This window comes from Mycobacterium ulcerans subsp. shinshuense (genome assembly GCF_002355775.1).
Lineage (GTDB): Bacteria > Actinomycetota > Actinomycetes > Mycobacteriales > Mycobacteriaceae > Mycobacterium > Mycobacterium marinum.
In genome coordinates, this window is record NZ_AP017624.1 from 1,545,552 (window position 1) to 1,570,394 (window position 24,843).

General features: G+C 65.9%; 20 protein-coding genes, 1 tRNA gene and 2 pseudogenes. 16 read left to right on the forward strand and 7 right to left on the reverse strand.

Going from position 1 to position 24,843, the window contains the following annotated elements; translation table 11 throughout:
* Window position 1: 1 nt before the first annotated feature.
* Window positions 2-841, reverse strand: coding sequence for a TOMM precursor leader peptide-binding protein (locus SHTP_RS07095; protein ID WP_096370167.1), 840 nt, complete (start codon window positions 839-841; stop codon window positions 2-4).
* Window positions 842-879: 38 nt separating this feature from the next.
* A complete protein-coding gene (locus SHTP_RS07100; protein WP_096370168.1) occupies window positions 880-2,298 on the reverse strand; it encodes a zinc-dependent metalloprotease in 1,419 nt (472 codons plus the stop codon).
* A gap of 78 nt (window positions 2,299-2,376) precedes the next feature.
* Between SHTP_RS07100 and SHTP_RS07105 the strand changes: the two genes are divergently transcribed.
* Together SHTP_RS07105 and SHTP_RS07110 are read left to right on the forward strand one after the other, a co-directional pair.
* Window positions 2,377-3,399 carry a YlbL family protein gene (locus tag SHTP_RS07105; RefSeq protein WP_011740464.1) on the forward strand — a complete coding sequence of 341 codons (1,023 nt, stop codon included), beginning with the start codon at window positions 2,377-2,379 and terminating at the stop codon, window positions 3,397-3,399.
* A 121-nt stretch (window positions 3,400-3,520) separates the two neighbouring features.
* Window positions 3,521-6,508, forward strand: a complete 2,988-nt coding sequence (locus SHTP_RS07110) for a UPF0182 family protein (protein WP_096370169.1) — start codon at window positions 3,521-3,523, stop codon at window positions 6,506-6,508.
* Here the strand turns inward: SHTP_RS07110 and SHTP_RS07115 are convergent.
* Window positions 6,492-6,680 (reverse strand): hypothetical protein, encoded by a 189-nt coding sequence (locus SHTP_RS07115; protein WP_096370170.1) that lies wholly within the window; start codon window positions 6,678-6,680, stop codon window positions 6,492-6,494. The genes SHTP_RS07110 and SHTP_RS07115 overlap by 17 nt on opposite strands.
* Before the next feature lie 44 nt (window positions 6,681-6,724).
* Window positions 6,725-7,738 carry a TIGR03617 family F420-dependent LLM class oxidoreductase gene (locus SHTP_RS07120; RefSeq protein WP_096370171.1) on the reverse strand — a complete coding sequence of 338 codons (1,014 nt, stop codon included), beginning with the start codon at window positions 7,736-7,738 and terminating at the stop codon, window positions 6,725-6,727.
* A gap of 228 nt (window positions 7,739-7,966) precedes the next feature.
* Between SHTP_RS07120 and SHTP_RS07125 the strand changes: the two genes are divergently transcribed.
* From SHTP_RS07125 to SHTP_RS07145, 5 genes are all read left to right on the forward strand, one after another.
* Window positions 7,967-8,043 (forward strand) — tRNA-Met (locus tag SHTP_RS07125).
* A gap of 313 nt (window positions 8,044-8,356) precedes the next feature.
* Window positions 8,357-8,677 (forward strand): FKBP-type peptidyl-prolyl cis-trans isomerase, encoded by a 321-nt coding sequence (locus tag SHTP_RS07130; protein ID WP_231991585.1) that lies wholly within the window; start codon window positions 8,357-8,359, stop codon window positions 8,675-8,677.
* Window positions 8,678-8,974: 297 nt separating this feature from the next.
* On the forward strand, window positions 8,975-11,278 hold the full coding sequence (locus SHTP_RS07135) for an arylsulfatase (RefSeq protein ID WP_096370172.1): 2,304 nt from the start codon (window positions 8,975-8,977) through the stop codon (window positions 11,276-11,278).
* 112 nt (window positions 11,279-11,390) lie between these two features.
* Window positions 11,391-11,846, forward strand: coding sequence for a nuclear transport factor 2 family protein (locus SHTP_RS07140; RefSeq protein WP_231991308.1), 456 nt, complete (start codon window positions 11,391-11,393; stop codon window positions 11,844-11,846).
* The gene (locus tag SHTP_RS07145; protein ID WP_096370173.1) at window positions 11,843-12,775 is read left to right on the forward strand and encodes a TIGR03619 family F420-dependent LLM class oxidoreductase; all 933 of its coding nucleotides are present in this window, start codon (window positions 11,843-11,845) and stop codon (window positions 12,773-12,775) included. The genes SHTP_RS07140 and SHTP_RS07145 overlap by 4 nt, the downstream gene beginning before the upstream one ends.
* Before the next feature lie 50 nt (window positions 12,776-12,825).
* Here SHTP_RS07145 and SHTP_RS07150 read toward each other — a convergent pair whose 3' ends face one another.
* Window positions 12,826-14,256 (reverse strand): short-chain fatty acyl-CoA regulator family protein, encoded by a 1,431-nt coding sequence (locus SHTP_RS07150; RefSeq protein ID WP_096370174.1) that lies wholly within the window; start codon window positions 14,254-14,256, stop codon window positions 12,826-12,828.
* 110 nt (window positions 14,257-14,366) lie between these two features.
* On the opposite strand from SHTP_RS07150, the gene prpD reads away from it, so the two are divergent.
* The 8 genes and pseudogenes from prpD to SHTP_RS07190 all read left to right on the forward strand — a co-directional run bounded on the left by prpD (window position 14,367) and on the right by SHTP_RS07190 (window position 20,864).
* Window positions 14,367-15,872, forward strand: a complete 1,506-nt coding sequence (gene prpD / locus SHTP_RS07155) for a 2-methylcitrate dehydratase PrpD (protein WP_197706232.1) — start codon at window positions 14,367-14,369, stop codon at window positions 15,870-15,872.
* Complete coding sequence (gene prpB, locus SHTP_RS07160) at window positions 15,872-16,789, forward strand: methylisocitrate lyase (RefSeq protein WP_015354914.1); 918 nt, start codon at window positions 15,872-15,874, stop codon at window positions 16,787-16,789. The genes prpD and prpB overlap by 1 nt, the downstream gene beginning before the upstream one ends.
* A complete protein-coding gene (locus SHTP_RS07165) occupies window positions 16,786-17,919 on the forward strand; it encodes a bifunctional 2-methylcitrate synthase/citrate synthase (RefSeq protein ID WP_096370175.1) in 1,134 nt (377 codons plus the stop codon). The genes prpB and SHTP_RS07165 overlap by 4 nt, the downstream gene beginning before the upstream one ends.
* 360 nt (window positions 17,920-18,279) lie before the next feature.
* Window positions 18,280-18,798 (forward strand): DUF5994 family protein, encoded by a 519-nt coding sequence (locus tag SHTP_RS07170; RefSeq protein WP_231991309.1) that lies wholly within the window; start codon window positions 18,280-18,282, stop codon window positions 18,796-18,798.
* A 129-nt stretch (window positions 18,799-18,927) separates the two neighbouring features.
* A complete protein-coding gene (locus SHTP_RS07175; protein ID WP_011740453.1) occupies window positions 18,928-19,161 on the forward strand; it encodes a hypothetical protein in 234 nt (77 codons plus the stop codon).
* A 70-nt stretch (window positions 19,162-19,231) separates the two neighbouring features.
* Window positions 19,232-19,966: pseudogene (locus tag SHTP_RS07180) on the forward strand (DUF2652 domain-containing protein).
* 48 nt (window positions 19,967-20,014) lie between these two features.
* Window positions 20,015-20,390: pseudogene (locus SHTP_RS07185) on the forward strand (nuclear transport factor 2 family protein).
* 69 nt (window positions 20,391-20,459) lie between these two features.
* A complete protein-coding gene (locus SHTP_RS07190) occupies window positions 20,460-20,864 on the forward strand; it encodes a nuclear transport factor 2 family protein (protein ID WP_096370177.1) in 405 nt (134 codons plus the stop codon).
* Window positions 20,865-20,874: 10 nt separating this feature from the next.
* On the opposite strand, the gene SHTP_RS07195 is transcribed toward SHTP_RS07190, so the two are convergent.
* Complete coding sequence (locus SHTP_RS07195) at window positions 20,875-22,266, reverse strand: flavin monoamine oxidase family protein (RefSeq protein ID WP_096370178.1); 1,392 nt, start codon at window positions 22,264-22,266, stop codon at window positions 20,875-20,877.
* Between the two features lie 160 nt (window positions 22,267-22,426).
* Between SHTP_RS07195 and SHTP_RS07200 the strand changes: the two genes are divergently transcribed.
* Window positions 22,427-23,407 (forward strand): alpha/beta fold hydrolase, encoded by a 981-nt coding sequence (locus tag SHTP_RS07200; RefSeq protein ID WP_197706233.1) that lies wholly within the window; start codon window positions 22,427-22,429, stop codon window positions 23,405-23,407.
* Here the strand turns inward: SHTP_RS07200 and SHTP_RS07205 are convergent.
* Entirely contained in the window at window positions 23,402-24,748 is a 1,347-nt protein-coding gene (locus SHTP_RS07205; RefSeq protein WP_096370179.1) for a flavin monoamine oxidase family protein, read from the reverse strand. The two genes, SHTP_RS07200 and SHTP_RS07205, sit on opposite strands and share 6 nt — an antisense overlap.
* Window positions 24,749-24,843 lie beyond the last annotated feature (95 nt).

Below are 24,843 nucleotides of genomic sequence, written 5' to 3' on the forward strand. Positions count from 1 at the left end.
GTCAGCACGAGCACAACGGGTGCCTGGCCCAATACCGCGCCACGACGGAGCCCGCCTGGAGGTCGAATTCCAACGTGGCATTCAGCGCCGACGGCGGATCGGACGGGTTTTCCTGATCTCGGACCGCGGCGATCACACCGTTGATTTGGCGCAGCGCCAGCGCCGCCGTCGCCAGCACGGTGGCCCGATCGGCCACCCCCACGGTGTCACGAAGCTGCGCCGCGATGGCCGGCCAGGCCGGGTCGCGGTCGCTGCGGTGTAAGTCGGCGCACCGCAGGCAGCTGGTCACGCCGGGAATCACCAACGGTCCGACCAGCCCGGTGCCGTCGCGAACCCGAACCGGCAGGTGCGCGATGCCCTCCCTTTGCAGGTCGCGCACCAGGCGCGGCTCGGCCACCAGGTTGTCGGACAACACCACCAGATCCACGGCGCTGCGGGTGACCGCCGCGTGTGGCTGACTGCTTTGGCCGATTCGTGCCCCCGAGCAACGCAGCGCCTGCACCAGCAGGTCGGACAACGGCCCGCGGCCGTGGATCCGGATTGACGCCGTTCGGCCGGTCCGATCCCGGTGCCGGCGGGTCGCGACGCCGGCGCCGACCAGTTGGCTGACCAGGTTGGCCACGTCACCGGGCACCCATCCGCGGCCGGTGGCGTGGCGTTGCAGTTCGGTGATCGGTATCGGTGATTGCATGGACCGCAGCAGTTCGGCGACCGCCGTCGTCGTCAGCCCCTCTGGCGGGCGGATCAGCACGGCCCGTTGCGGATCCCAGCCCACCTGCACCGCACCGTCGGGACGCAGCAGCACCGGCATCGCCGGATCCAGCGAGTACAAGGCGGGCATGACCCGAGACTGTGCCAGGCCGGCCGGGCAGACCCCGCTCAGTTATCCACAGGACCGGCGCCCGGGTCCTCCCGGTTGCGCATGTCGCGGTCGAGCTCGGCTTTCAGGTCGGACAGTGCCTCGTCGATACCGGAGGTGTCGCCCCCGATGGTCCGATCGATGAACGCCGCCGGGTCATCGAGGTCCTCGATGGAGGGCAGCAGGTCGGGGTGCTGCCAGACCGCGTCGCGCGCGTCGATACCGGCGCCCTGAGTCAGCCGGCCCCATAGGGCCGCGGCCTCGCGCAGTTTGCGGGGCCGAAGTTCCAAACCGACCAGTGTCGTGAAGGTCTGCTCGGCGGGCCCGCCACTGGCCCGGCGGCGACGAAGTGTCTCGCTGAGCGCGGCGGTGCCCGGAATCCGGTCACCGAGTGCATCGGTCACCACGGTCTGGACCCAGCCTTCGATCAGGGCCAGCAGTGTTTCCAGACGCTCGAGCGCCTGGATCTGCGCCGGGGTTGCCTGCGGCTCGAACACCCCTTGGCTCAACAACTGCTCCATGGCCGCCGGATCGCCCAGCGTGGCCGGGTTGAAGTCGCGGGCCAGCTCCTCGATGCCGCTCATGTCGATCTTCATGCCCGCCGCGTAGGCCTCGACCGCGCCCAGCAACTGGCTGGACAGCCAGGGAACATGGCTGAACAGACGATGATGCGCCGCCTCCCGGGCGGCCAGGAAGGTCATGATCTCGCTGCGCGGCTGTTCGAGGCCGGAGGCAAACGATTCGACGGCCTCGGGAAGGATCGCCGCCACGCCTTTGGGGCCCAACGGCAGACCGATGTCGGTGGAGGTCAGCACCTCACGGGACAGCCGGCCCAACGCCTGGCCCAGCTGCGAACCGAACGCCATGCCGCGTATCTGCGACATCATCGACAGCAGCGGTCCGGCCATGCTCTTGGCTTCCTCCGGCAGCGAGGATGCCCACACCGACGAGATCTGCTGGGCCATGGGATCGCACAGCCGCTTCCAGACGTCCATGGTGTTGTCGACCCAGTCGGTGGGGCTCCAGCCCACCGCCTTGGCGGTGCCGGCGGGCAGCGAGGTCGCCCCGTCGAGCCAGGTCTCAGCCAGGTGCACCGCGTCGGAGATGGCGGAGTTGGTCGCGTCGGGGATGGGCGCGATGAAGCCGATCGAGCTGGCGGCGACTTGCCGGGCCAACTGGTAGTTGACCGGGCCCGAGCTCTGGCCCGAGGTCATGGCGCTGCCGACGCCGCCGAACATTTCGCCCAGGCGGGTGAAGATCTGGCCCAGATCGGCCATGCCGAAATCCCCGCCGATGCCGAACGCGCCCAGCGGGTTGGCGTCCGACCCAGACTCGGGATCGTTGTTACCGGGCTTGTCGCGCCCAGATCGATCGTCGCGGGGGTCGTCTCCGGAGGAGAAGCCGAAAGGCAGGTCAGCCATAACCCCAACGGTACCCACCGGGGGAACAGAAAGCGCGAGGCACCGTCATGCTTGTAGCTGAACCGGCACCTGCTAAGTCCGTCTAGTGTATGCGGCGTGAACAGGCGGATATTGACGTTGATGGTGGCGCTGGTACCGATTGTGGTGTTCGGGGTGCTGCTAGCGGTGGTGACGGTGCCGTTTGTGTCACTGGGCCCCGGCCCCACCTTCGACACCCTCGGTGAGGTCGACGGCAAGCAGGTTGTCCAGATCGAAGGTACCCAAACGCACCCGACAACGGGTCACCTCAATATGACGACCGTGTCTCAACGCGATGGGCTGAGCCTGGGTGAGGCCCTGACCCTGTGGTTGTCCGGGCAAGAGCAGCTGGTGCCGCGCGACCTGGTGTATCCGCCGGGTAAGTCGCGCGAAGAGGTCGACAACGCCAACAGTGCGGATTTCAAGAACTCCGAGGAAAGCGCCGAGTACGCGGCCCTGGAGTACCTGAAGTACCCCGACGCGGTGACGGTGGCCACCGTGAGCGAGCCCGGTCCGTCCGCGGGCAAGTTGAAGGCCGGTGATGCCATCGACGCGGTCAACGGCACCGCGGTGGCCAATGTCGAGCAGTTCACCTCGATCTTGAAGGACACCAAGCCCGGCGACGTCGTGGTGATCGACTTCCGCCGAAAGAACGAGGCGCCCGGCGTCGCGCAGATCACGCTGGGCACCAACAAGGATCGCGACTACGGCTTCATGGGCGTCGCGGTGCTCGATGCGCCGTGGGCGCCGTTCGTGGTCGATTTCCACCTCGCCAACGTGGGCGGCCCCTCGGCCGGGTTGATGTTCAGTCTCGCCGTGGTGGACAAACTGACCACCGGCGATCTGGTCGGTTCGACCTTTGTGGCCGGCACCGGAACGATCACCGCCGACGGCAAGGTCGGCCCCATCGGCGGCATCACCCACAAGATGGCGGCGGCCCGGGCCGCCGGCGCCTCGGTATTCCTGGTGCCGGCCAAAAACTGCTACGAGGCGGCCTCCGATACGCCCAGCGGCCTTCGGTTGGTGAAGGTCGAAACGCTGGGCCAAGCGGTGGACGCATTGCACGCCATGACCTCGGGGACAGCGACGCCGAGTTGCTAGCACCAGGGGATGCGTAGAGTTGTGACCGTCTAGACAAATCTCTAGCAGCCGGTCGGGAAACGTCTCGTGGAACGACGGCCTTCAAAACGGCGCCAGCCAAACCGAGCAGGGAGCGTAGCTAGTGGGGATGCGGCCCACCGCAAGGATGCCGAAGCTGACTCGGCGCAGCCGGGTTTTGATCTTGATCGCTTTGGGTGTGATCGCCCTGTTGTTGGCGGGTCCGCGTCTGATCGACGCATACGTGGACTGGCTGTGGTTCGGCGAGCTTGGCTATCGCTCGGTGTTTACCACCGTGCTGGTCACCCGATTCCTGGTTTTTCTGGTGGCAGGAGTGCTGGTCGGCGGCATTGTCTTCGCCGGGCTGGCGCTGGCCTACCGCACCCGCCCGGTTTTCGTGCCGAACAACGACAACGATCCGGTGGCGCGCTATCGCACCGTCGTGCTGGCTCGGCTGCGGCTGTTCGGGATCGGGATTCCGGCGGCGATCGGCCTGTTGGCCGGCATTGTCGCCCAGAGCTACTGGGTTCGGATCCAGCTGTTCTTGCATGGCGGTGACTTCGGGATCACCGACCCGCAGTTCGGCAAGGACCTCCGCTTCTACGCCTTCGAGTTGCCCTTCTACCGGCTGCTGCTCAGCTACTTGTTTGTCGCGATCTTCCTGGCGTTCGTGGCCAACGTGGTGTCGCACTACCTGTTCGGCGGCATCCGGTTGACCGGCCGCAGCGGCGCCCTGAGCCGCTCGGCGCGCATTCAGTTGGTCAGCCTGGTCGGGGTGCTGGTGCTGCTCAAAGCGGTCGCCTACTGGTTGGACCGCTATGAGCTGCTGTCACACACCCGCGGCGGCAAACCGTTCACCGGCGCCGGATACACCGACATCAATGCCGTGTTGCCGGCGAAGCTGATTCTGATGGCCATCGCCGTCATCTGCGCGGCGGCGGTGTTCTCGGCGATCGTTCTGCGCGACTTGCGGATTCCCGCCATCGGTTTGGTGCTGTTGCTGCTCTCGTCGCTGATCGTCGGCGCCGCCTGGCCGATGATCGTCGAGCAGATCAGCGTCAAACCCAATGCGGCGCAGAAGGAAAGCGAGTACATCAGCCGAAGTATCACGGCGACGCGGCAAGCCTATGGGCTGACCTCAAATGTGGTGACGTATCGCAACTACACCGGCGACGGCGAAGCGACCGCACAGCAAGTCGCCGCCGACCGCGCCACCACCTCCAACATCCGGCTGCTCGACCCGACGATCGTCAGCCCGGCATTCACCCAGTTCCAGCAGGGCAAGAACTTCTACTATTTCCCCGACCAGTTGTCGATCGACCGCTACTTCGACCGCAACAACAACCTGCGTGACTACGTGGTCGCGGCTCGCGAACTCAACCCGGACCGGCTGATCGACAACCAGCGGGACTGGATCAACCGGCACACCGTGTACACCCACGGCAACGGATTCATCGCCTCGCCGGCCAACACCGTTCGGGGCATCGCCAACGACCCGAGCCAAAACGGCGGTTACCCCGAGTTCCTGGTCAACGTCGTGGGCGCCAACGGCACCGTCGTGTCCGACGGTCCGGCGCCGCTGGATCAGCCGCGGATCTACTACGGGCCGGTCATCTCCAACACCCCCGCCGACTACGCGATCGTGGGCAAGACCGGTGCCGACCGGGAATACGACTACGAGACCAGTGCGGACACCAAGAACTACACCTACACCGGTAGCGGGGGAGTGTCGGTCGGCAGCTGGATCTCCCGCACCGTGTTCGCGGCCAAGTTCGCCGAGCGTAACTTCCTGTTCTCCAACGTGATCGGCTCCAACAGCAAGATCCTGTTCAACCGTGATCCCGCGCAGCGGGTGGAGGCGGTGGCGCCGTGGCTGACCACCGACAGCGCGGTCTACCCGGCGATCGTCAACAAGCGGATGGTTTGGATCCTCGACGGCTACACCACCTTGGACAACTACCCGTACTCGCAGCTGACCTCGCTGTCGTCGGCGACCGCGGACTCCAACGAGGTCGCCTTCAACCGGCTGCTCCCGGACAAGCAGGTCTCCTACATCCGCAACTCGGTGAAGGCCACCGTCGACGCCTACGACGGCACCGTCACGCTGTACCAGCAGGACGAGCAGGATCCGGTGCTCAAAGCCTGGATGCAGATCTTCCCCGGGACGGTCAAGCCCAAGGGTGACATCAGCCCGGAGCTCGCCGCACACCTGCGCTACCCCGAAGACCTGTTCAAGGTGCAGCGCATGCTGCTGGCCAAGTACCACGTCAATGACCCGGTGACCTTCTTCTCCACCTCGGATTTCTGGGACGTGCCGCTGGACCCGAACCCGACCGCCAGCAGCTATCAGCCGCCGTACTACATCGTCGCGAAAAACATTGCGAAGAATGACAATTCGGCGTCATATCAGCTGATCAGCGCGATGAACAGGTTCAAGCGCGACTATCTGGCCGCCTATATCAGCGCCAGCTCGGATCCCGCGACGTACGGAAAGATCACCGTATTGACCATCCCGGGGCAGGTCAACGGTCCCAAACTGGCCAATAACGCGATCACCACCGATCCGGCGGTGTCCCAGGACCTGGGTGTGATCGGGCGAGATAACCAGAACCGCATCCGCTGGGGCAACTTGCTGACTCTTCCGGTGGGCCAGGGCGGGCTGCTCTACGTCGAACCGGTGTATGCATCCCCGGGTGCCAGCGACGCGGCCTCTTCGTACCCGCGCCTGATCCGGGTGGCGATGATGTACAACGACAAGATCGGCTACGGCCCCACCGTGCGCGATGCGCTCAACGGGCTGTTCGGGCCGGGTGCCGGTGATGCCGCCACCGGAATCCAGCCCACCGAGGGCGGAGCACCCGCCAATGTTCCGCCCAACAACGCGCCCTCGCCGGAGGCGCTACCGGGAACGCCGCCATCACCGCCCACAGCGGTGCCGCCGGCTCCCGAGGCGTCGGTGACGCTGTCACCGGCCAAGGCCGCGGCCATGAAAGAGATTCAGTCGGCCATCGGCGCGGCGCGTGATGCGCAGAAGAAGGGCGACTTCGCCGCCTACGGGGCAGCGCTGCAACGGTTGGACGACGCGATCACGAAGTTCAACAACACCCAGTAGGGGCGGGCTGGGGCTTGCCCTTGTCGCCCTTGCTGCTCTTGTCGCCCTTGCTGCTCTTGTCGCCCTTGCTGCTCTTGTCGCCCTTGCTGCTCTTGTCGCCCTTGTTGCTCTTGTCGCCCTTGCCGCCGCGAGCGTGCGTGTCTGTGCACTGACACGCCGCTTGGGCCGGCATTTTGCGCACGCTGGTGCTGGCCGTGGCCGACGTGGTGGTTGTCGTTACCCGTGCATGCGGCGGGCCACTTCGCCGTAGCGCTCGAATCGCCCAGGGTCGCCCAGGGCGTTGTACATCACCAGGCGGGTGGCGATGCCCCCGTATTTGTCGGTCAGCGCATCGGCCAGCCCATCCCAGCTGGACTCGGTGGCAAAGGCATCGATGTGCTCATCGGAGATCTGGGCCATCATGGCGGGGAAATCCCCGGCTTTCTGCTTTTCCCGAATCCGCGCGGTGGTCCCCTCGAACCCGGCCTCGTCCCAGATGAACGCGTAATTGGGCGTGCTTCCGTAGAAGGCCATGCTGGCGCGCACCGACTCGCGTTCGATCGCACGCTCCTCGTCGCTGTCGCCGACGATGGTCATCACCGGCAGGATGACGGCGATGTCCGCCGGTGAGCGCCCGGCTTTCGCGGCGCCCTTGGCGACGTTGGGCACGACATGGCGGGTGAGGTAGCCAAGCTCGCCGAGCGGATGGATGTGTACCCCGTCGGCCAGCTCGCCCGCCATCCGCAGCATCCACGGATTCACCGCTGCGATATCGACTTTGGGGTCGGGGGCATCGATGGGGCCCGCGCTCCATTGGGGGGTGATGAAGTCGAGATCGTAGAACTCGCCATGGTGGTCCAGCGTCCCCGTGCGGAAGGCGGAGAAACACGCCTTGACGGCGAGCACGCAATCGCGCAGGCGCGGGCCGGGGCGTTCAAAAGCCATGCCGTAGCGCCGCACCACGTGGGTGCGTACCTGGGTGCCCAGACCGAGCCGGAACTTTCCGCCCGTCGCCTCCTGCAGCTCCCAGGCCGTGGCCGCGGTAACGAACGGACTGCGGGGAAAGGCCACCGCCACGCCGGTGGACAGCTCCAGGCCGGGCGCGGCCTGTGAGGCGATAGCGGCGTTGAGATAGGCCGTGCGGCCGGTTTCGGTGAACAGTAGACCGGAGAACCCCGCGGCCTGGGTGCGACGGGCCAGATCGCCGATCTGAGCCAATGGTTGCGGGATCGTCATCACATCGATGTGCACGCCGTCACAGTATGCCCGCGAAGCCGTCGCTGGCGATGCCTCCGCGGGCGGTAGTGCCCAAAACGTCCAGTTGAGCGCCGCTGTTGGGTCGTCTTGCCGCGGGCCGGATTGTTTGTTCGGTGTCGGGCGCCGACGGCGCCGCGTTTCCAGGCGTTTTCGGGCCGCGCGGGCCGCTGAGCGTGCGATTTGGAGAGCCCCGTACGTGTTCGGTAACCTTGCATTCACCAACGCGGGGTGGAGCAGCTCGGTAGCTCGCTGGGCTCATAACCCAGAGGTCGCAGGTTCGAATCCTGTCCCCGCTACCAGCGGAAATGGCCCTCGGAGGAGACTCCGGGGGTCATTTTCATTGGCGTCCATCGGACGACGATGGATGTGAGGACGGGCCGGTTGATTTTGCCGGCGTAGAAGTGCTCGGATGCGGTAGCTGGTGAAGCCGCAGCCGATGCGTTTGATCAGCTTGTTTACATATTGAGCGAGTGCAACCACGCGTCTTCCCGCGCCAGAGCAACTCGCGACGGCACCCGCCGGCAAGTCCACCGGCGACCATCTGCCAGTGTGGTGGGCATGACTGCAAAGAAGCCTGAGATCGACTTTCCCGGCGGGTAGCCGCCCACCGACCTGGTCATCACCGACGTCGTGGAGGGTGACGGTGCGGAGGCTACCTCCGGCAAGACGCTGGTCGTGCACTACGTCGGGGTGGCCCACTCCACCGGCGAGGAGTTCGACGCTTCCTACAACCGCGGTGACCCGTTGATGTTCAAACTCGGCGTCGGCCAGGTCATCCAGGGTTGGGATCAAGGCGTGCAGGGCATGAAGGTCGGCGGCCGCCGACAGCTGCATATCCCCGCCCACCTCGCTTACGGCGACCGTGGCGCCGGAGGCGTCATCAAGCCCGGCGAGTCGCTGATCTTCGTGGTGGACCTGCTCGATGTCAGATAGCAAATGAGACCAGGCGAACATTCGACAACCTCTGGCCGCTAGCCCAGCGGCCGCAGGTTCGAAATTCGGTCCCCGCTACCAGCGAAGATGGCCCTCGGAGAGACTCCGGGGGCCATCTTCATGCGTTCTGCGAGCGTGACCCCGGTGCATTCGCGCCGGCGAGCGCGCCTGACCCCGCAGCGGCGCGGCCACTACCTACAATTGCCCAAGCCCGCCGACGGCATGTTCCAAGAGCGCCGGCGGGCGTGAGTGGCGCGTAGGTCATCAGCTCGATCGAGGGTGAAGTGGAGGGCCGCGATGGCGCATGACGCGACCGCGCATGACCCGGGCGAAAACCTGGACCGAACCCGACTACCGCTGCCGGATACACCGACCGGCGGCCATTCCGGCAAGACGGTCGCCGAGTCGAAGATGGCGACCATCACCCCCATCCGGCCCCCGCAGGAGGCGCCGAACGTGGTGATCGTGCTGCTCGACGACGTCGGCTTCGGCGCCACCGCAACATTTGGTGGGCCGGTTGAAACCCCGGCCGGTGACGCGTTGGCCCAGGAAGGGCTGCGGTACAACGGTTTCCACACCACGGCGCTGTGTTCGCCCACCCGGGCCGCGTTGCTGACCGGCCGCAACCACCACGTCGTCAACACCGGAACCATCACCGAGTTTGCCACCGGCTACGACGGCTACAACTGCATCATCCCGAAATCGGCGGCGACCGTAGCCGAGACGTTGCGACAGAACGGCTACAGCACAGCGGCTTTCGGTAAATGGCACAACACTCCGGTATGGGAAGTCAGCGCGGCCGGACCGTTCGATCGGTGGCCCACTGGGATGGGCTTCGAAGAGTTCTACGGATTCATGGGGGGTGAAGCCCACCAGTACAACCCGGGTCTGTATCACGTCACCACGCCGATCGAACGACCCGAAGACGCCGAGGACTATCACCTGAGCACCGATCTCGCCGATCGCATGATCGAGTGGGTCCACCGGCAGCGGGCCATGGCGCCGGACCGGCCATTCTTTGCCTACTGGGCGCCCGGCGCGACCCACGCGCCCCACCATGTGGCGCCGGAGTGGAGCGATCCGTTCCGGGGCCGCTTCGACCAGGGCTGGGACGTGCTGCGCGAGGAGATCTTCGCCCGGCAGAAGCGGTTGGGGGTGATTCCCGCCGATGCCGAGCTGACCGAGCGCCACGAGTCGCTTCCCGCGTGGGACTCGCTGCCCGAGCAGCGCCAGCGCATCGCATCGCGACTGATGGAGGTGTATGCCGGGTTTCTGGCCCACACCGACCATGAGGTCGGGCGAATCATGGACGCCCTCAAAGAGATTGACGTATGGGACAACACGCTGTTCATCTACATCATCGGTGACAACGGCGCCGCCCCCGGGGGCGGGCTCGGTGGCGTCTTCAACGAAATGGTCACCCTCAACGGACTCCAGGAGGACGTCGATGTGGTGCTGTCGAAGATGGACGAGATCGGCGGGCCGAGGGCCAGCAACGAGTATCCGGTCGGATTCGCCTGGGCCATGTGCACGCCGTTTCAGTTCACCAAGCAGTTCGCCAGCCATTTCGGCGGCACCCGCAACCCGATGATCGTGAGCTGGCCCGCGCGGATCACCGACCGCGGCGGGCTGCGTTCGCAGTTTCACCACGTCGTGGACATCGCACCCACCATCTTGGAGGCCGCGGGTATCCCCGCACCCGAGATCGTCAACGGGGTGGCGCAAAAGCCCCACGACGGGATCAGCCTGATGTACACGTTCGACGACGCGGAGGCCGCCGATCGTCGCCGCACCCAATACTTCGAGATCGGCGGTCTGCGCGGGATCTACCACGAGGACTGGATGGCCTGCACCTACCACGGTCGCATCCTGTGGCGACCGGGGGCGCTGCCCGCGTTCTCCGACGATCGCTGGGAGTTCTATGACCTGTCCCGCGACTACAGCCAGGTCGTGGACCTTTCGGCGCAATTCCCCGACAAGCTCGAGCAACTCAAGGCGCTGTTTGACGCCGAAGGCGTGAAGAACAACGTCTTTCCGCTCGATGACCGGGGCCGCCTCGCCCGCGCGCTGGAGCCCCGGCCCACGATCTTGGGATCGCGGACCTCGATCTCATTCCGCCAAGGCGCCACCCGCATCCCCGAAGACATCATTCGCAGCGCCTTCAATCGGTCGTATTCGATCACCGCAGTCATCGGCACCCCCGGCGGCAGCACGGTCGAAGGGGTGCTGCTGGCGGCCGGGGGATACTTCGCCGGCTTGTCGCTGTATGTGCAGCACGGGATCCCCAAGTTCACCTACAACTATTTCGGGTCGACCTACACCACCGTCGCGGCCACCGAGGCCCTGCCCGCCGGCAAAGCCACCGTGGCGATGGAATTCGACTACGACGGCGGCGGTCTGGGCAAAGGGGGACTGGTCAGACTGCTGCTCAACGGACGCGACGTCGGGCAATCTCGCATCGAACGGACCGTGCCGCTGGGCTTCAGCGCCGACGAGGGCGTCGACATCGGCATGGACTGCGGAACCCCGGCCGCAGACACCTACGAAGGCACCTTCGTGTTCAACGCCACGATCGAGCAGGTGACCATCCAGTTGCGCTGATCCGCCGGCCGATGCGGCCACTCCGGCGCGACTGTTGCGGAGCCCGCCACGGCCCGCAGGCCTGGCCGGTATTGTCGACGGCGTCCCTTTCCCGGTTGGCTTTGGCATGCAGATGGATATCTCGACGGCAATTTCCAGTCCCGAGCTCGAAGCGCTGTCCCGCCGATACGCGGCAGCGGTCGATCACCGAGACAGTGCTGCCCTCATCGAGGTGTTCACCCCCGATGCGACGATGCGAATCCACCGCCCCGGACGCGAACCCGCACTGCTCACCGGTCACAGCGAGCTAGCGGGGATCATCACCATCGTGGCGCGCTTCCCGCGCACCGTACACCTGGTGGCGCAAAGCCTCTACGTCATCGAAGGGAAGACGGCCAGCGGCGAAGTCTATTGCACCGCCAACCATTTCAGTGAGAAGCAAGGTGCCTGGCGTAACCACGTGATGTACATCCGCTACCTGGACCGGTATCTGCTCGGCGGCGACGGGGCGTGGCGGATCTCGCACCGCACCGTCGCCATCGATGCCACCGAGGACCGTCCCGTGTCGATCACCGAAGGCGGGGCATGACCTCGGTGCAACTGTCGATGGGGATCCCCTCATTTTCGGCCGAGCCGCCACCGAGCTGGGAACACCTGACCGACTGGGCCCAACTTCTCGAGGGCTGTGGGTTTGATCGAGTGCTGGTTTCCGAGCACATCGCGTTCGGCGCGCACATGGACGCCTACGCAAATCCCGCGACGGGGGGAACCGCCGGTGGCCGCCAGCCCACCGGCCCGGACGGCCACTGGTTGGAGCCGCTGACCACACTGACTTATCTTGTCGCTCGCACCGAACGAATCCGGTTGGGCACCAACATCCTGCTCGCCGCGCTGCGGCCCGCGGCGGTGTTGGCGAAAACCCTGGCCACCATGGATGTGCTGTCAGGTGGGCGCATCGACATCGGTGTGGGCGTGGGCTGGCAGCGCGAGGAATACGAGGCCGCTGGTGTCGACTTCGACCGCCGCGGGGCGGTCCTGGATCAGACCCTGGAAGTGTGTCAGCGCTTGTGGCGGGAGAACGAGGTCAGCTTTGAGTCTGCGGGGCTGAATTTCGAGCGGATCCATCAGATGCCCAAGCCCGCGCAGCCGGGGGGAGTGCCGATCTGGGTGAGTGGGACGGTCAACCGGGCGGTCGCCCGCCGGCTGGCGCGCTTCGGAGCGGGCTGGATTCCCTGGGGTCCCGACGCGCGCGATGTCGCCGCGGGAATCGCGCGGATGCGCGCGGCGGTGGCACATGCCGGTGGCGACCCGAACGGTTTCGGCGTAGCGGGCGCGCTGCGGGTCAAAGCTGATGCGGATGGCCGACCCGACCTGGCCGACGTGGCCGAGCGGGCAAAAACGCTGCGGGACGCGGGCGTCACCGAGCTGAGGATGACCCACTGGCCACTCGCGCCGGAAAACCGCGAACGTGACATCAGCGCCGTCGTCGAAGCGGTGCGCGCCGCCACCGGCGGCTGAGGCCACTTGCGCTGGGGCCCAACGTTCGTCGCCTCAGCCGAGAGGGCGCCCTAGCGCTCTGTGCTGATCGCCGGCGGATAAGGCAGATCGGTGCTGGTGTGCGGATCTACCCGCACCGGGCGGCCCAGGTAGGGGAAGGCGCGTTGCGGGCAGGAGGGGCGATCGCAGATCTTGCAGCCCGCGCCGATGGCGGCGATCGCCTCGGTGTCGGTCAGGTCGACCCCGGCGGAGTAGATCAGCTTGTCGGCGTGGGCCAGGTCGCATCCCAGGCCGATGGCAAAGCTCTTCCCGGGTCCGAGGTAGCGGCTGGGCTCGGCGGTGGTGGTTCGGGCGATCCAGAAATAGGTTCGCTCATCGGGCATCTGGGCCACCTGGGTCAGGAACTGACCGGGCCGGGCGAACGCTTGGTGAATCACCCACAGCGGACAGTTCCCGCCGACTCGGGAGAAGTGAAATGCCGTGGCGGATTGGCGCTTGGAGATGTTTCCGGCACTGTCGGTGCGGACGAAGATGAACGGGACCCCGCGGGCGTTGGGGCGCTGCAGGGTGGACAGCCGGTGACAGATGGTCTCGAAGCCGACCTCGAATCGGCGCGCCAGTTGATCGATGTCATAGCGCGTGCTTGCGGCCGCGTCCAGAAACGGCCGGTAGGGCAGCAGCAACGCTCCGGCGAAGTAGTTGGCCAGACCGATGCGGGCCACCCCCCGCGCCTCATCGCTGAGCTGATCGTCACCGGCGATGATGCCGGTGATCAGGTCGGCCTGGGTCAGCAGCGCGATCTGAGTGGCCAGCTGAAAGGTGCGCTGGCCGCGGTTGAGCCAGCGGGCCAGGTAGAGCGTCTTGGACTCTGGCTGAAACATGCGCTTGGAGTTGGGGTTTAGCGACTGCCCATCGTCGAGCACCACGGTGATGCCGAGGTTGTCGCCGAGTAGCCGCGCCAATTGCGCGTCAAGCCCCCCGAGGTGCAGGCCGTGGCGGCCGAACATCTGCTCCGCGGCGATGTCCAATTCGCCGATGTAGTTCTTTCGGTCATAGAAGAAGTCGCGGACTTCTTCGAAGGGCATCGGCTGCCCGGACACCGCCGAAACGTCGGCGGTGGCGCGGCTGTGCAGCGCTTCGAGCTCGGCGGTGGCGTCGTAGAGCCGTCGATGCAGGTTGACCAGCGTCTGTCCCACCGCGGGCATCCGGGCCACCAGTTCCTCGATCTGCGCCGGGGTGGCGGGCCCCTCGGCGAAGACCTCACGCAAGTCCGAGACCAGCCGTGCATCGGAGTCCGGCGCGAAATAGTGGGTCGGCAAGTCGAAACGTTCGGCAAGAGCGAGCAGCACCGAGACCGTGATCGGGCGCTGGTCGTTTTCCAGCTGATTGACGTAGCTGGTCGACAGGCCCAGCGCGCGTGCCAGCGCCACCTGGGTCAGCCCGTGGTCCTCGCGGAGTCGCCTCAGCCGCGCCCCGGCGAAGGTCTTTGGCACGTGTGACACCCTACGCGCACCGCCTTTCACAAGATTTGCAAAATCGCGCCGGTGAGGACACAAAATTACGCCCTTATAGGGCATTTACCCCGAATGTGTGGCTGCGTACTGTGCGGTTTATGCGGATGCACGACGTTCGAACCAGACGCAGCGCCGAGGACTTCCCACGCCGTGAACACCTGGCGTACCAGATCGCCGAGGTGGCGGCGGACCCGGTCGCGGTGCCCGCCGAAACCGCGGCGATGGTGATCAACCGGATCATCGACAACGCTGCGGTGTCGGCAGCTTCGCTCACCCGCCGCCCGGTGGCCGTGGCCCGGGCGCAGGCACGGGCGTATCCGCGGTCAGACAGGGGCGCAAAGGTTTTCGGCATCACTGGGAACCATGCGCCGGAGTGGGCGGCCTGGGCCAACGGAGTCGCGGTGCGCGAGTTGGATTTTCATGACACCTTTCTGGCTGCCGAATACTCCCACCCGGGCGACAACATCGCACCCTTGGTCGCCGTCGCCCAGCACCTCGGCCTGGATGGCACCGACCTGATCCGAGGCATCGCCACCGGCTACGAGATCCAGATGGCCCTGGTCCGCGGAATCTGCTTGCACGAGCACAAGGTCGACCACGTGGCACACCTGGGCCCATCGGTGGCGGCCGGTCTGGGCACCATGCTCGGGCTGGACCCCGACACCATCTACTCCGCGGTCGGCCAGGCCCTGCACCTGACGACGTCCACCCGGCAGTCGCGCAAGGGATTGATCTCCAGCTGGAAGGCGTTCGCACCCGCCTGGGCGGGCAAGGTCGCCATCGAAGCGGTTGACCGCGCGATGCGTGGGGAAGGGGCGCCGGCGCCGATCTGGGAGGGCGAGGACGGCGTGATCGCCTGGCTACTGTCGGGCCCCGAGCACACCTACCACGTCGCACTGCCCGGCCGCGGTGAACCAAAGCGGGCCATTCTGGACAGCTACACCAAAGAGCATTCGGCCGAATATCAGAGCCAGGCCCTCATCGATCTGGCCCGGCGGATGCGCGGGCGCATCGGTGACTCAGACCAGATCGAGACCATCGTGCTGCACACCAGCCATCACACGCACGTGGTGATAGGCACCGGCTCCAACGACCCGCAGAAGTTCGACCCGGATGCCTCGCGGGAGACCCTCGACCACTCGGTGATGTACATCTTTGCGGTCGCCCTGCAGGACGGCAGCTGGCATCACGTGCGCTCCTACTCGCCGCAGCGGGCGCACCGACCGGACACGGTGGCGCTGTGGCACAAGATCTCCACGGTCGAAGATCCGGAGTGGACCCGGCGCTACCACAGCGCCGATCCGGCGGAAAAGGCATTCGGTGCGCGCGCGGAAATCACCCTCAACACTGGCCAGGTGATCGTCGACGAGCTGGCCGTCGCGGACGCTCATCCGCTGGGGGCCCGTCCTTTTGAGCGCAAGCAGTACGTGGCCAAGTTCCTCGGCCTGTCCGACGGGGTGATCGGTGAAACCGAGCAGCGACGGTTCCTCTCGACGGTCGAGGGCCTGTCGAGCCTGCCGGCGGGCTCGCTGGGTGGGCTCAACCCGATCGCCGATGCGGGGGTGCTGGACCGGTCCCCGACGATTCCGCCCGGGATCTTGTGATGAAAACGGTGTTGGGCACCGCGGTGTCGGCGACCGAGAAGCGCACCGGGTTTCGCGCTGCGCTGGAAAGTGGCCGGCTGCTGCGATTCCCGGGAGCCTATTCGCCGCTCGTGGCCCGATTGGTCGCCGAGATCGGCTTCGACGGGGTGTACGTATCCGGTGCTGCGCTCTCGGCCGACCTGGGGTTGCCCGACATCGGCTTGACCACCCTGACCGAGGTCAGCGCGCGGGGAGCGCAGATCGCGGCCGCCAGCGAGCTGCCCACTTTCATCGATGCCGACACCGGTTTCGGTGAACCGATGAGCGCGGCCCGCACGGTGGCCGTGCTCGAAGATGCCGGGCTGGCCGGCTGCCACCTGGAAGATCAAGTCAACCCCAAGCGGTGTGGGCACCTGGACGGCAAGGCGGTGGTGCCCGTCGGCGTGATGGTCAGTCGGCTGCGGGCCGCGGTATCGGCGCGGCGCGACCCCAATTTCATCGTCTGCGCTCGCACCGACGCCGCGGCGGTCGAAGGGCCCTCCGCTGCGATCGATCGGGCCAAGGCCTACGCCGACGCGGGCGCCGACCTGATCTTCACCGAGGCGCTGCGCACCCCCGCGGAGTTCGAACAGTTTCGCGCGGCGGTGGATACACCGTTGCTGGCCAACATGACCGAGTTCGGAAAGTCTGGGCTGCTGAGCGCCGATGAGCTCCGCGGGATCGGCTACAACGTGGTGATCTATCCGGTGACCACCCTGCGACTAGCCATGTACGCTGTCGAGGCCGGTCTTCGCGAAATCGCCGATGCGGGAACCCAATCCGGACTTCTGAACCGCATGCAGCAGCGTAGCCGGCTCTACGAGCTATTGCGCTACGCCGACTACCAGCAGTTCGACTCCAGCATCTACAACTTCGTCCGCCAAGGAGATCGGCCATGAGCACCCTCGACGACACACCTCGAATCTGTAAGGGCCTGGCCGGCGTCGTGGTCGACAACACCGCCATCTCCAAGGTTGTTGCCGAGACCAACTCGCTCACCTATCGCGGGTATCCGGTTGAGGACCTCGCCGCGCACTGCAGCTTCGAGCAGGTGGCCTACTTGTTGTGGCACGGCGAGCTTCCCGACGACCAGCAGCTGGCATTGTTCATGCAGCGCGAGCGCGCCGCCCGCCGGTTGAACCGATCCATGTTGTCGCTGTTGGCGAAACTGCCCGATACCTGCCACCCGATGGACGTGGTGCGGACATTGATCAGCTACCTGGGGGCCGAAGACCCCGACGAGGACGACAGCAGCCCGAGGTCCAACTACGCCAAGTCGCTGCGGATGTTTGCGGTACTGCCCACCATCGTTGCGGCCGATATGCGGCGTCGGCGCGGCTTGGCACCCATCGCGCCCCACAGCCACATGAGTTACGCGCAGAACTTCTTGCACATGTGCTTCGGCGATGTCCCCGAGAGCGCGGTTGTGGATGCCTTCGAGCAATCCCTGGTGCTCTACGCCGAACACAGCTTCAACGCTTCCACGTTCGCCGCCCGGGTCGTCACATCCACCCAATCCGACATCTACAGCGCGGTAGCGGCGGCGATCGGTGCGCTCAAGGGGGCGCTGCACGGCGGGGCAAACGAAGCGGTGATGCGCGACATGCTCGAGATCGGTTCGGCGGACCAGACATCGAAATGGTTGCGGCGCAAGCTGGCTCGCAAGGAAAAGGTGATGGGCTTTGGCCATCGGGTGTATCGCAACGGCGATTCCCGGGTCCCGACCATGAAACGGGCCCTCGACCGGGTGGCTGCCGTGCGTGATGGCCAGCGGTGGCTGGACATCTACCAGGTCTTGGAGCGGGAGATGCTGGCCGCCACGGGAATCAGGCCGAATCTGGACTTTCCCACCGGTCCCGCCTACCACTTGATGGGATTCGATATCGGCTCCTTTACCCCGATCTTCGTGATGAGCCGTATTACCGGGTGGACCGCACACATTATGGAACAGACCGCGTCCAACAAGTTGATCCGTCCGCTCAGCGAATATGTGGGTCCGGCCCAACGCACGCTGAAGTTCGCCCGATAGAGACGTTGGGCCGCGAGCGGCTGCCCGCCGGGGCGCCGGACGATGTCAATCAATACGGGATCCGGCGCCGTGGCAGCTGGCGACGGTGTAACGTCGGTCATGAATCCATTGGCCAGGGCTGACCGGAGTGCTTGTTCATAACTGAGACGCCAGGCCGTGCGTGGTTTTGTTTGTCGATCCTCACATGCGTGTGCCGGGTCTACCCGAAGCGAAGGGATCGCGGATGGATCGCCAAGTGTCTTGGCCGGGCCAACGGGAGGCGGTACCCGTTCCTGCGCCGCCAATCTCGCCGCGGCAAATTGGGCGCCAAGGTCTTGACGGCACAAAGCGTGCTGTCGCCGGCGCGATGTTGTTGACGCCATGAGCGCAACTGCGGCTGCTCGGCGCTTGGCTAGTCCGGTGCGGGTTGCCGTGGCGATCGATCTGGGTGCGGTCCTTGACGGGGCATGGTGGCCACGTACAGCCTCGATATCCCAGGAGCTGCCCGAGTTGGTCGACGCCCTGTCCTCGCGCCTGGGCAAGATCATCGAGATCAGCGTCAACTGGTCTTCGCTGGACGGCTCACCGGATCTCGACGCGCTGAACCCGCTCAGAAGTGGTGAACCCGCTCGGCCCGCCGGGCGCCAGCGGCTGATGATGATCACGGGTAGCCGGGCCTTGGCAAACCTGCTGGTCGTACCGTGCCGAACCTCGGTCGCCCTGGCGAAGATGATCCTGCGCACGGCCGCGCGGCTGCCCATCATGCCCATCGAACGCGAAACCCAGGAATTCCGGACCAGCGACGACGTGGTGCGGGCCGCGCGTGCACAGAGCGCCTTGGGTGGGCAACATCCGCCCGATTGCGAACCTGACCCCGCTGCTCCAGCGATTCCCGATTGATCAATCCGCCCGAACCCCGGGACGTCGGCGAGCTTACGTGCGGGTACCACAAACTCCGGTCCGCCCAATCCGAGCGACCGTATCGGCAACGCGTCACCTTTGGCGCGCAGTGAGAAAAGGATGGGTGTTATGGCCATGCAGGACAGGTGTGATGCACCACAGGTTCATCCATCCGAGATTCGGATCGGTGACACCATCGGCACCATGGACGACGAACATCTTCCATTCCTGGTCAAGCTGATCAGCGAACCGCAGCGAAGTCCGCAGCGCTGGACATTTTTCGGCAGCGACGAGCGGGGTCTGCAGCACGTGAGCACCTGTGGCGAGGATCAATTGGTTCACCGATACGGCAAGGCGTCGTGACGGCGCCGTTATCACCCGATTGCCAGTGCCCCTACCTCGACCGGGATTGAGTCACTAGACTCCGGAGTTCATGGCCATTCGTCGCGCTGTGCTCGCCATCGCCGACATCGGCGGATACACCAATTACATGAATTGGAACCGGATGCACCTGGCCCACGCGCAGTGGGCGGTCGCCGAACTGCTCGAGGCGGTCACCGACGCCGGCAAAGGCCTCAAGCTGGCCAAGCTGGAGGGGGACGCGGCATTCTTCTGGGCCCCCGGCGGAGACGCGAAAGTCGTTGTTTGTGAACGTATCGCGGCCATGCGGCAAGCCTTTATGGAACGACGGGAACGGATCAAGAAGGACATCTCCTGCGACTGCAAGAGCTGCGCACAGCTCGATGATCTGTCGCTGGAGTTCGTCGCGCACGAGGGCGAGGTTGCCGAGCAAAAGGTCAAGCGCCGACTTGAATTGGCCGGGGTCGACGTCATCCTGGTGCACCGGATGCTGAAAAACTCGGTGCCGGTGTCGGAGTACGTGCTGATGACCGAGTCCGTTGCGGAATGCCTTGATGAGTCGATACGCGGGCTCTCGATGCCGCTGACCCACGATTTCGAAGGCATTGGTCAAACGCCGACGTACTAAATCGATCTGGCCACCGCCGAGGTGCGTCCCGTGGTGCCCGAACGCGGTTTCGTGAGCCTGTTTTCGGAGATGTTCAAGTTCGAGCTGAAGTCGCTGCCATTCATCCTGGGCGCCAAGCAGGCGTGCGCGGGCTTCCGCAACCTCGATCGCGGCCGAGCCGAGGGACTGCCGGCGGCCTGACGTGGCGCCGCCGTCGTAAGCCCACCCGAGCCTGGCTAGGATCACGGGGTGTCGATTGCGCTGCTTCGTGAGATGTTCGAGAAGATGGTCGTTGCCAAGAACGCCGAGTTGATCGGGCATTACTACGACCCTGACTTCGTGATGTATTCCGAGGGGCTGCGCCAGGAATTCGCCGAGTTCAGCGAGGGGCACCGCAAGATCTATGCGAGCGCCATCAGCTACGCGATCGAATACGACGAGGACGCGTGGGTGCAATCCCCCGACCGGGTCGCCGGACGCGTGTGGATCACCACATCGCGGCCCGGGGAAAAGCCGACGCGAATCGAAGTTTCTCATCGCCGCATACCGAGACGGCCGCATCCACCGAATCTGGGAGACAACATGGCCGAGTTGGCGCAATGTGGCCGCGCTCGAAGACTACTGATCGGCCCCGTCCGGTAGCACCGCGACGGCCTGATGCGCGCGCCAGCGACCACCGATCGGGCGGTGGTGGATGAGGCCTGAACCTGCGACGGTCGCCCGGGACTTCATTGCGGCGTTCTCGGCGGCGGACTTTGGCGCGATGCGACATCTGCTCGCCGCCGACCTGATTGCGCACATCACCAACGCCGATGGCGGTGCGGACGTCGTCAACGGACGCGAAGACTACCTGCGCCGCATCGAGGCAATGGATCTGGATGCGGCGCAGTTCCGGGTCGAGTTGACCCAGCCGCCCCAGCCCGTCGATACCGATCGTGTCCTGGTCATGGTCGAGGTCCGTGCCCGTAAAGGCGACAGTGACCAGCTCCAAGACCTGCACAACTACGCGGCCCACTTATTGCGGGTCGTGCGCGGACAGATCGCAGAACTCCACATGGTTGACGCGAAACCCGCTGAAAGCGCCAGGTTTTGGGCCTAGCGCGGCGTCGTCACTGCAGCTGGCGCATCAACTCGGCGGCCGCGGATCGGCCGCTGATCAGCGCTCCGTGCACGGTGGCGGGATTGTCGACCCCCACGGCCTCACCGGCCAGGTAGAGGCGATCGCTGATCGGTTCCTGCAGCTGGCGGCGATCGTCGAGGCCGGATCCCGGTGCGTGGAAGGAATACGAGCCGAGGGCAAGGGGATCGGTGCTCCAACCCGACGATCGGACCTCGGCGGGGGCGATGTCTTTGCCGAACAGCTGCCGGGCGACCGGTAGCGCGCCAGACATCAACTCACTGGGGGAGCAGGACTCCACGTGCCGGCCACGACGGCCGGCGTTGAAGGCCAGCACAATTGGGCCCGCGGCGGCCGGCAGGGTAAGCCACTGTGACCACATGCTGCCCGGGGGTCCGAGGAACTGGTAGAAGGCGTTGTCGGCATCCCAGGTGCGTCTGTCGAACCGGAAGTAGCTCTTGGGCAGGACTCCAAATCCCAACGCGGCTATGGCGCGACGGTGGTCATCGGGCAGGGGAGGATCAAAGGTGATGGCGCCGGCTTTCAGGACGCCCAGTGGGGCGGTGACTATTGCCGCGGGCCCCTGGAAGGTTCGGCCCGCCGCCCGCACCAACACCGAGTCATCCTTGTGCACCATGGAATCGACCTTCGTGCCGAAGACGATCGGCAGCCCGTCGGCGAGGCGCCGCGGCAATGCGTCGTAGCCGCTGGTGATAACGACCTGCGGCCCGCTCGAATACGTGCCCTGGTCGTAAGTCGTCGCGGAGAGCTGATCCGCGTCCGCGGCGTACTCGTCTTCGATCACGGTGTTGACGTAGTAGGCCAACTCGGCGCGCTCCCGGTCGGACAGGTCGTCACGGGGGGCCTGAGCGTCCAGCGCCGCGGCCAGACTCCCGTCGTCGACATCGCGGCGAGCTTGGGCCACCAGCCGTCGCCAGGTGTCGTCGTCGTAGCTGATCGGCTCGAGGCGCGGGTCAACCGCCAGCTTGGCCGGGGTGTCATAGTCGGTTGGCGCAAGCCGTGCCTCGACTTGGCCGGCCAGCTCGACGAGCGGATTGTCGGTCGTGCCGAGGATCCAGGAGGCGCCCATTTCCAGCGGCACGTCCCAGTCCCGGACGGTATTGACCCGGCCGCCGACCCGATCGCGGGCCTCGATCAGCCGCACCGGCCATCCGGCATCGGCAAGTGCACGCGCGGCGCCCAGGCCGGCCATCCCGGCGCCGATGACCAGAATCGACCGCGTATCCGTCTTATCCGCCGGCGTTGCGGGGGCGCTCGGCCGCGCTGCGTGATTCGACGCGCATCCGGCGCCCAACTCGGCAGCGGCGCCGCAGCTCAGGCCCGCTGTCGCCGCCAAGAATTTCCTGCGGGGTACCCGGGACACGTCGTCAGCGTCTCATATTTCACCCGATCGCGGCTGGTCCGCGGCCCGGGGGTCGTTATCGGACCGTGTTCGGGGATTGTGATCGGCGGCACATTGGGCTCATGTAAACTTGCGCCCATCCAGAAGGCGGCAACGGGGCCGCGTTGAAGGGGGAGCGGCGATGAGTGCTCGGAAGGCCACCGACGGCAAGGCGCATACCAAGGCGCCCGCTGCATTGCCGGACGTTCTACCCCCGAGCCGCAGCCTTACCGTCCGCGCGGCGGACGGCACCGCACTGCACACCCAGGTCTTCGGGCCGGCCGATGGCTACCCGATCGTGTTGACGCATGGTTTCGTCTGCTCCATCCGGGCCTGGGCCTACCAGATCGCCGACCTGGCGACCGACTACCGGGTGATTGCATTCGATCATCGTGGTCACGGGCGCAGCGGCATCCCGCGGCGCGGCGGCTACACCCTCGAACACCTTGCCTCCGACCTGGATTCGGTATTGGATGCGACGTTGGCCCCGCACGAGCGGGCGCTGATTGCCGGACATTCGATGGGCGGCATCGCTATCTCCGCTTGGTCCGAGCGCTACCGGCACAAGGTGCATCGGCGTGCCGACGCCGTCGCATTGATCAACACCGCCACCGGCGACTTGCTGCGCAAGATCAGAATGCTGTCGGTGCCGGGGGAATTGTCGGCGGCTCGAGACTTTGCCGGCCGGGGTCTGATCAACGCGTTCGGCGGGTTTCCGCTCCCGAGCGCAGTCCGGATTCCCACCCAGTACTTGATCGCGATGATGGCGGTCGGGGCCGACGCCCATCCAACCGCGGCACGCCTGCTCTACGAACTGTTCGCGCAGACGTCGGCGGCGGGCCGTGGCGGCTGCGCGCGGATGCTGGTCGGCGAGGTCGGATCGCGCCACATCAGTCTGGACGGTTTGACGGTACCGACGCTGGTGATCGGCAGTGAGCGTGATCGGCTCACGCCGATCAGCCAGACCCGCAAGATCGCAAGCACTGCGCCCAACGTCTTCGATTTGGTCGAATTGCCGGGCGGGCATTGCTCGATGCTGGAACAGCACCACGAGGTGAACCGGCACTTGCGGACACTCGTCGATTCGGTCGGCGGCCACTCTCGGGCCCGCATCAGCTCATAGCAGGGCGGCGACCTCCGCGGCAGCGCGTTGGCCCGACCTGACCGCCCCGTCGAAGTAGCCGGTCCATTCGTCCGCGGTCTCGGTACCGGCCCAGTGAATCGACCCGACCGGTTTTCGCAATAACTGGCCGTATCTGGTCCACGACCCTGGCGGTACCGCGGCGGTGGGTCCGCCTGGCGCGAATTGTTCTGTGCCCCAGCAGTAATCGGCGTAGTCGAGGGGCTCGAGCGCGTCATCTCCGAACAGCGAGGCGAAACAGCGCAGCGTCCGGTCGCGACGCTGGTCGGCAGATAGCGAGTCGAATTCACGGGCGTCGACGAAGCCCATCAGAATGCCGGGACCGTCGTCGTGCGGACTGGCGTCGAAGGTGATGAAAACGGGGCCCATGTCTGACAACGACTGCCCGGTGAAGCCGTTGATGCGCCAAAATGGCGTCGAATACGCCGCGTAGGCCTTGCTCAACCGGCCCTGCGGCCAGTTGTCGGCGAGTTCCTGGTACCCGGTGGGCAGCGGGGGGTTGAACTCGATGGCGGCGCGATGCGCGGGCGGAATCGCGACAATGACAAAGCCCGCCTCGGCCTGGCCTTGATCGGAGGAGACGGTCACACCGGCACCGTGTCGGTCGATGCGACGAACGGGTGCGTCCAGCACGACATGGGTGCCCAGTTCGGCCGCGGCCAGTTCGGCGATCTGCTGGGTGCCGCCGGGGATGAGCTCCTGCTGGGCCCCGTTTTCCACATCGAGCAACCGGTCCAGCCCGCCGGCGGCCCGCACGTAGCGGGCCGCGTGCAGCATGGACACGTCGTCGGGCTCGCACTCCCAGGTCACCCGGGTCATGATCGCCATCAGGTCGTGTGAGGACGCAGAAGCGCGAACCGATCTCAGCCATTGCCGCAGCGAGACACCGTCGAGGTCGGCGGCCCGGTTCGCAGCCCAGGGAGCCGATATCGGGATGCTGCGGGCAAGCCTCTCGAATTGCCAGCGTAGCCGCGCGATGTCGAGCAGCCCCGTCAGCGAAAGTCTGGGAATGGTGCCGCTGTAGGGGCGGACCCCGCCGCGCCAGCGGATCACGTTCTTGCCGTCGTGGAAGGTCGGAACGGTGGGAACACCCAACTCGTTGGCCCCACCCAGGACTGCGTCCTGGGTGGGGCCAACGAACGAGCCGCCCATATCCGCCGGCAATCCGGCGATGGAGCCGGTGAAAGAGCGGCCGCCAACGCGATCGCGACCTTCTAGTACCAGCACATCATGACCTTGACGCGCCAGGTCGCGGGCTACGGCTAGACCGGCAAAGCCGGCGCCCACTATCACCACGTCGACAATCCACGATGGGTTTGTCACGCCCTCCAGTGAACAGCATCTCAGCCCATCCGTACGCTAAATTTCGATTGCCCGAAATTCCGGCGGGCGGCGGCGCTGCCCACATTGTCGACAGG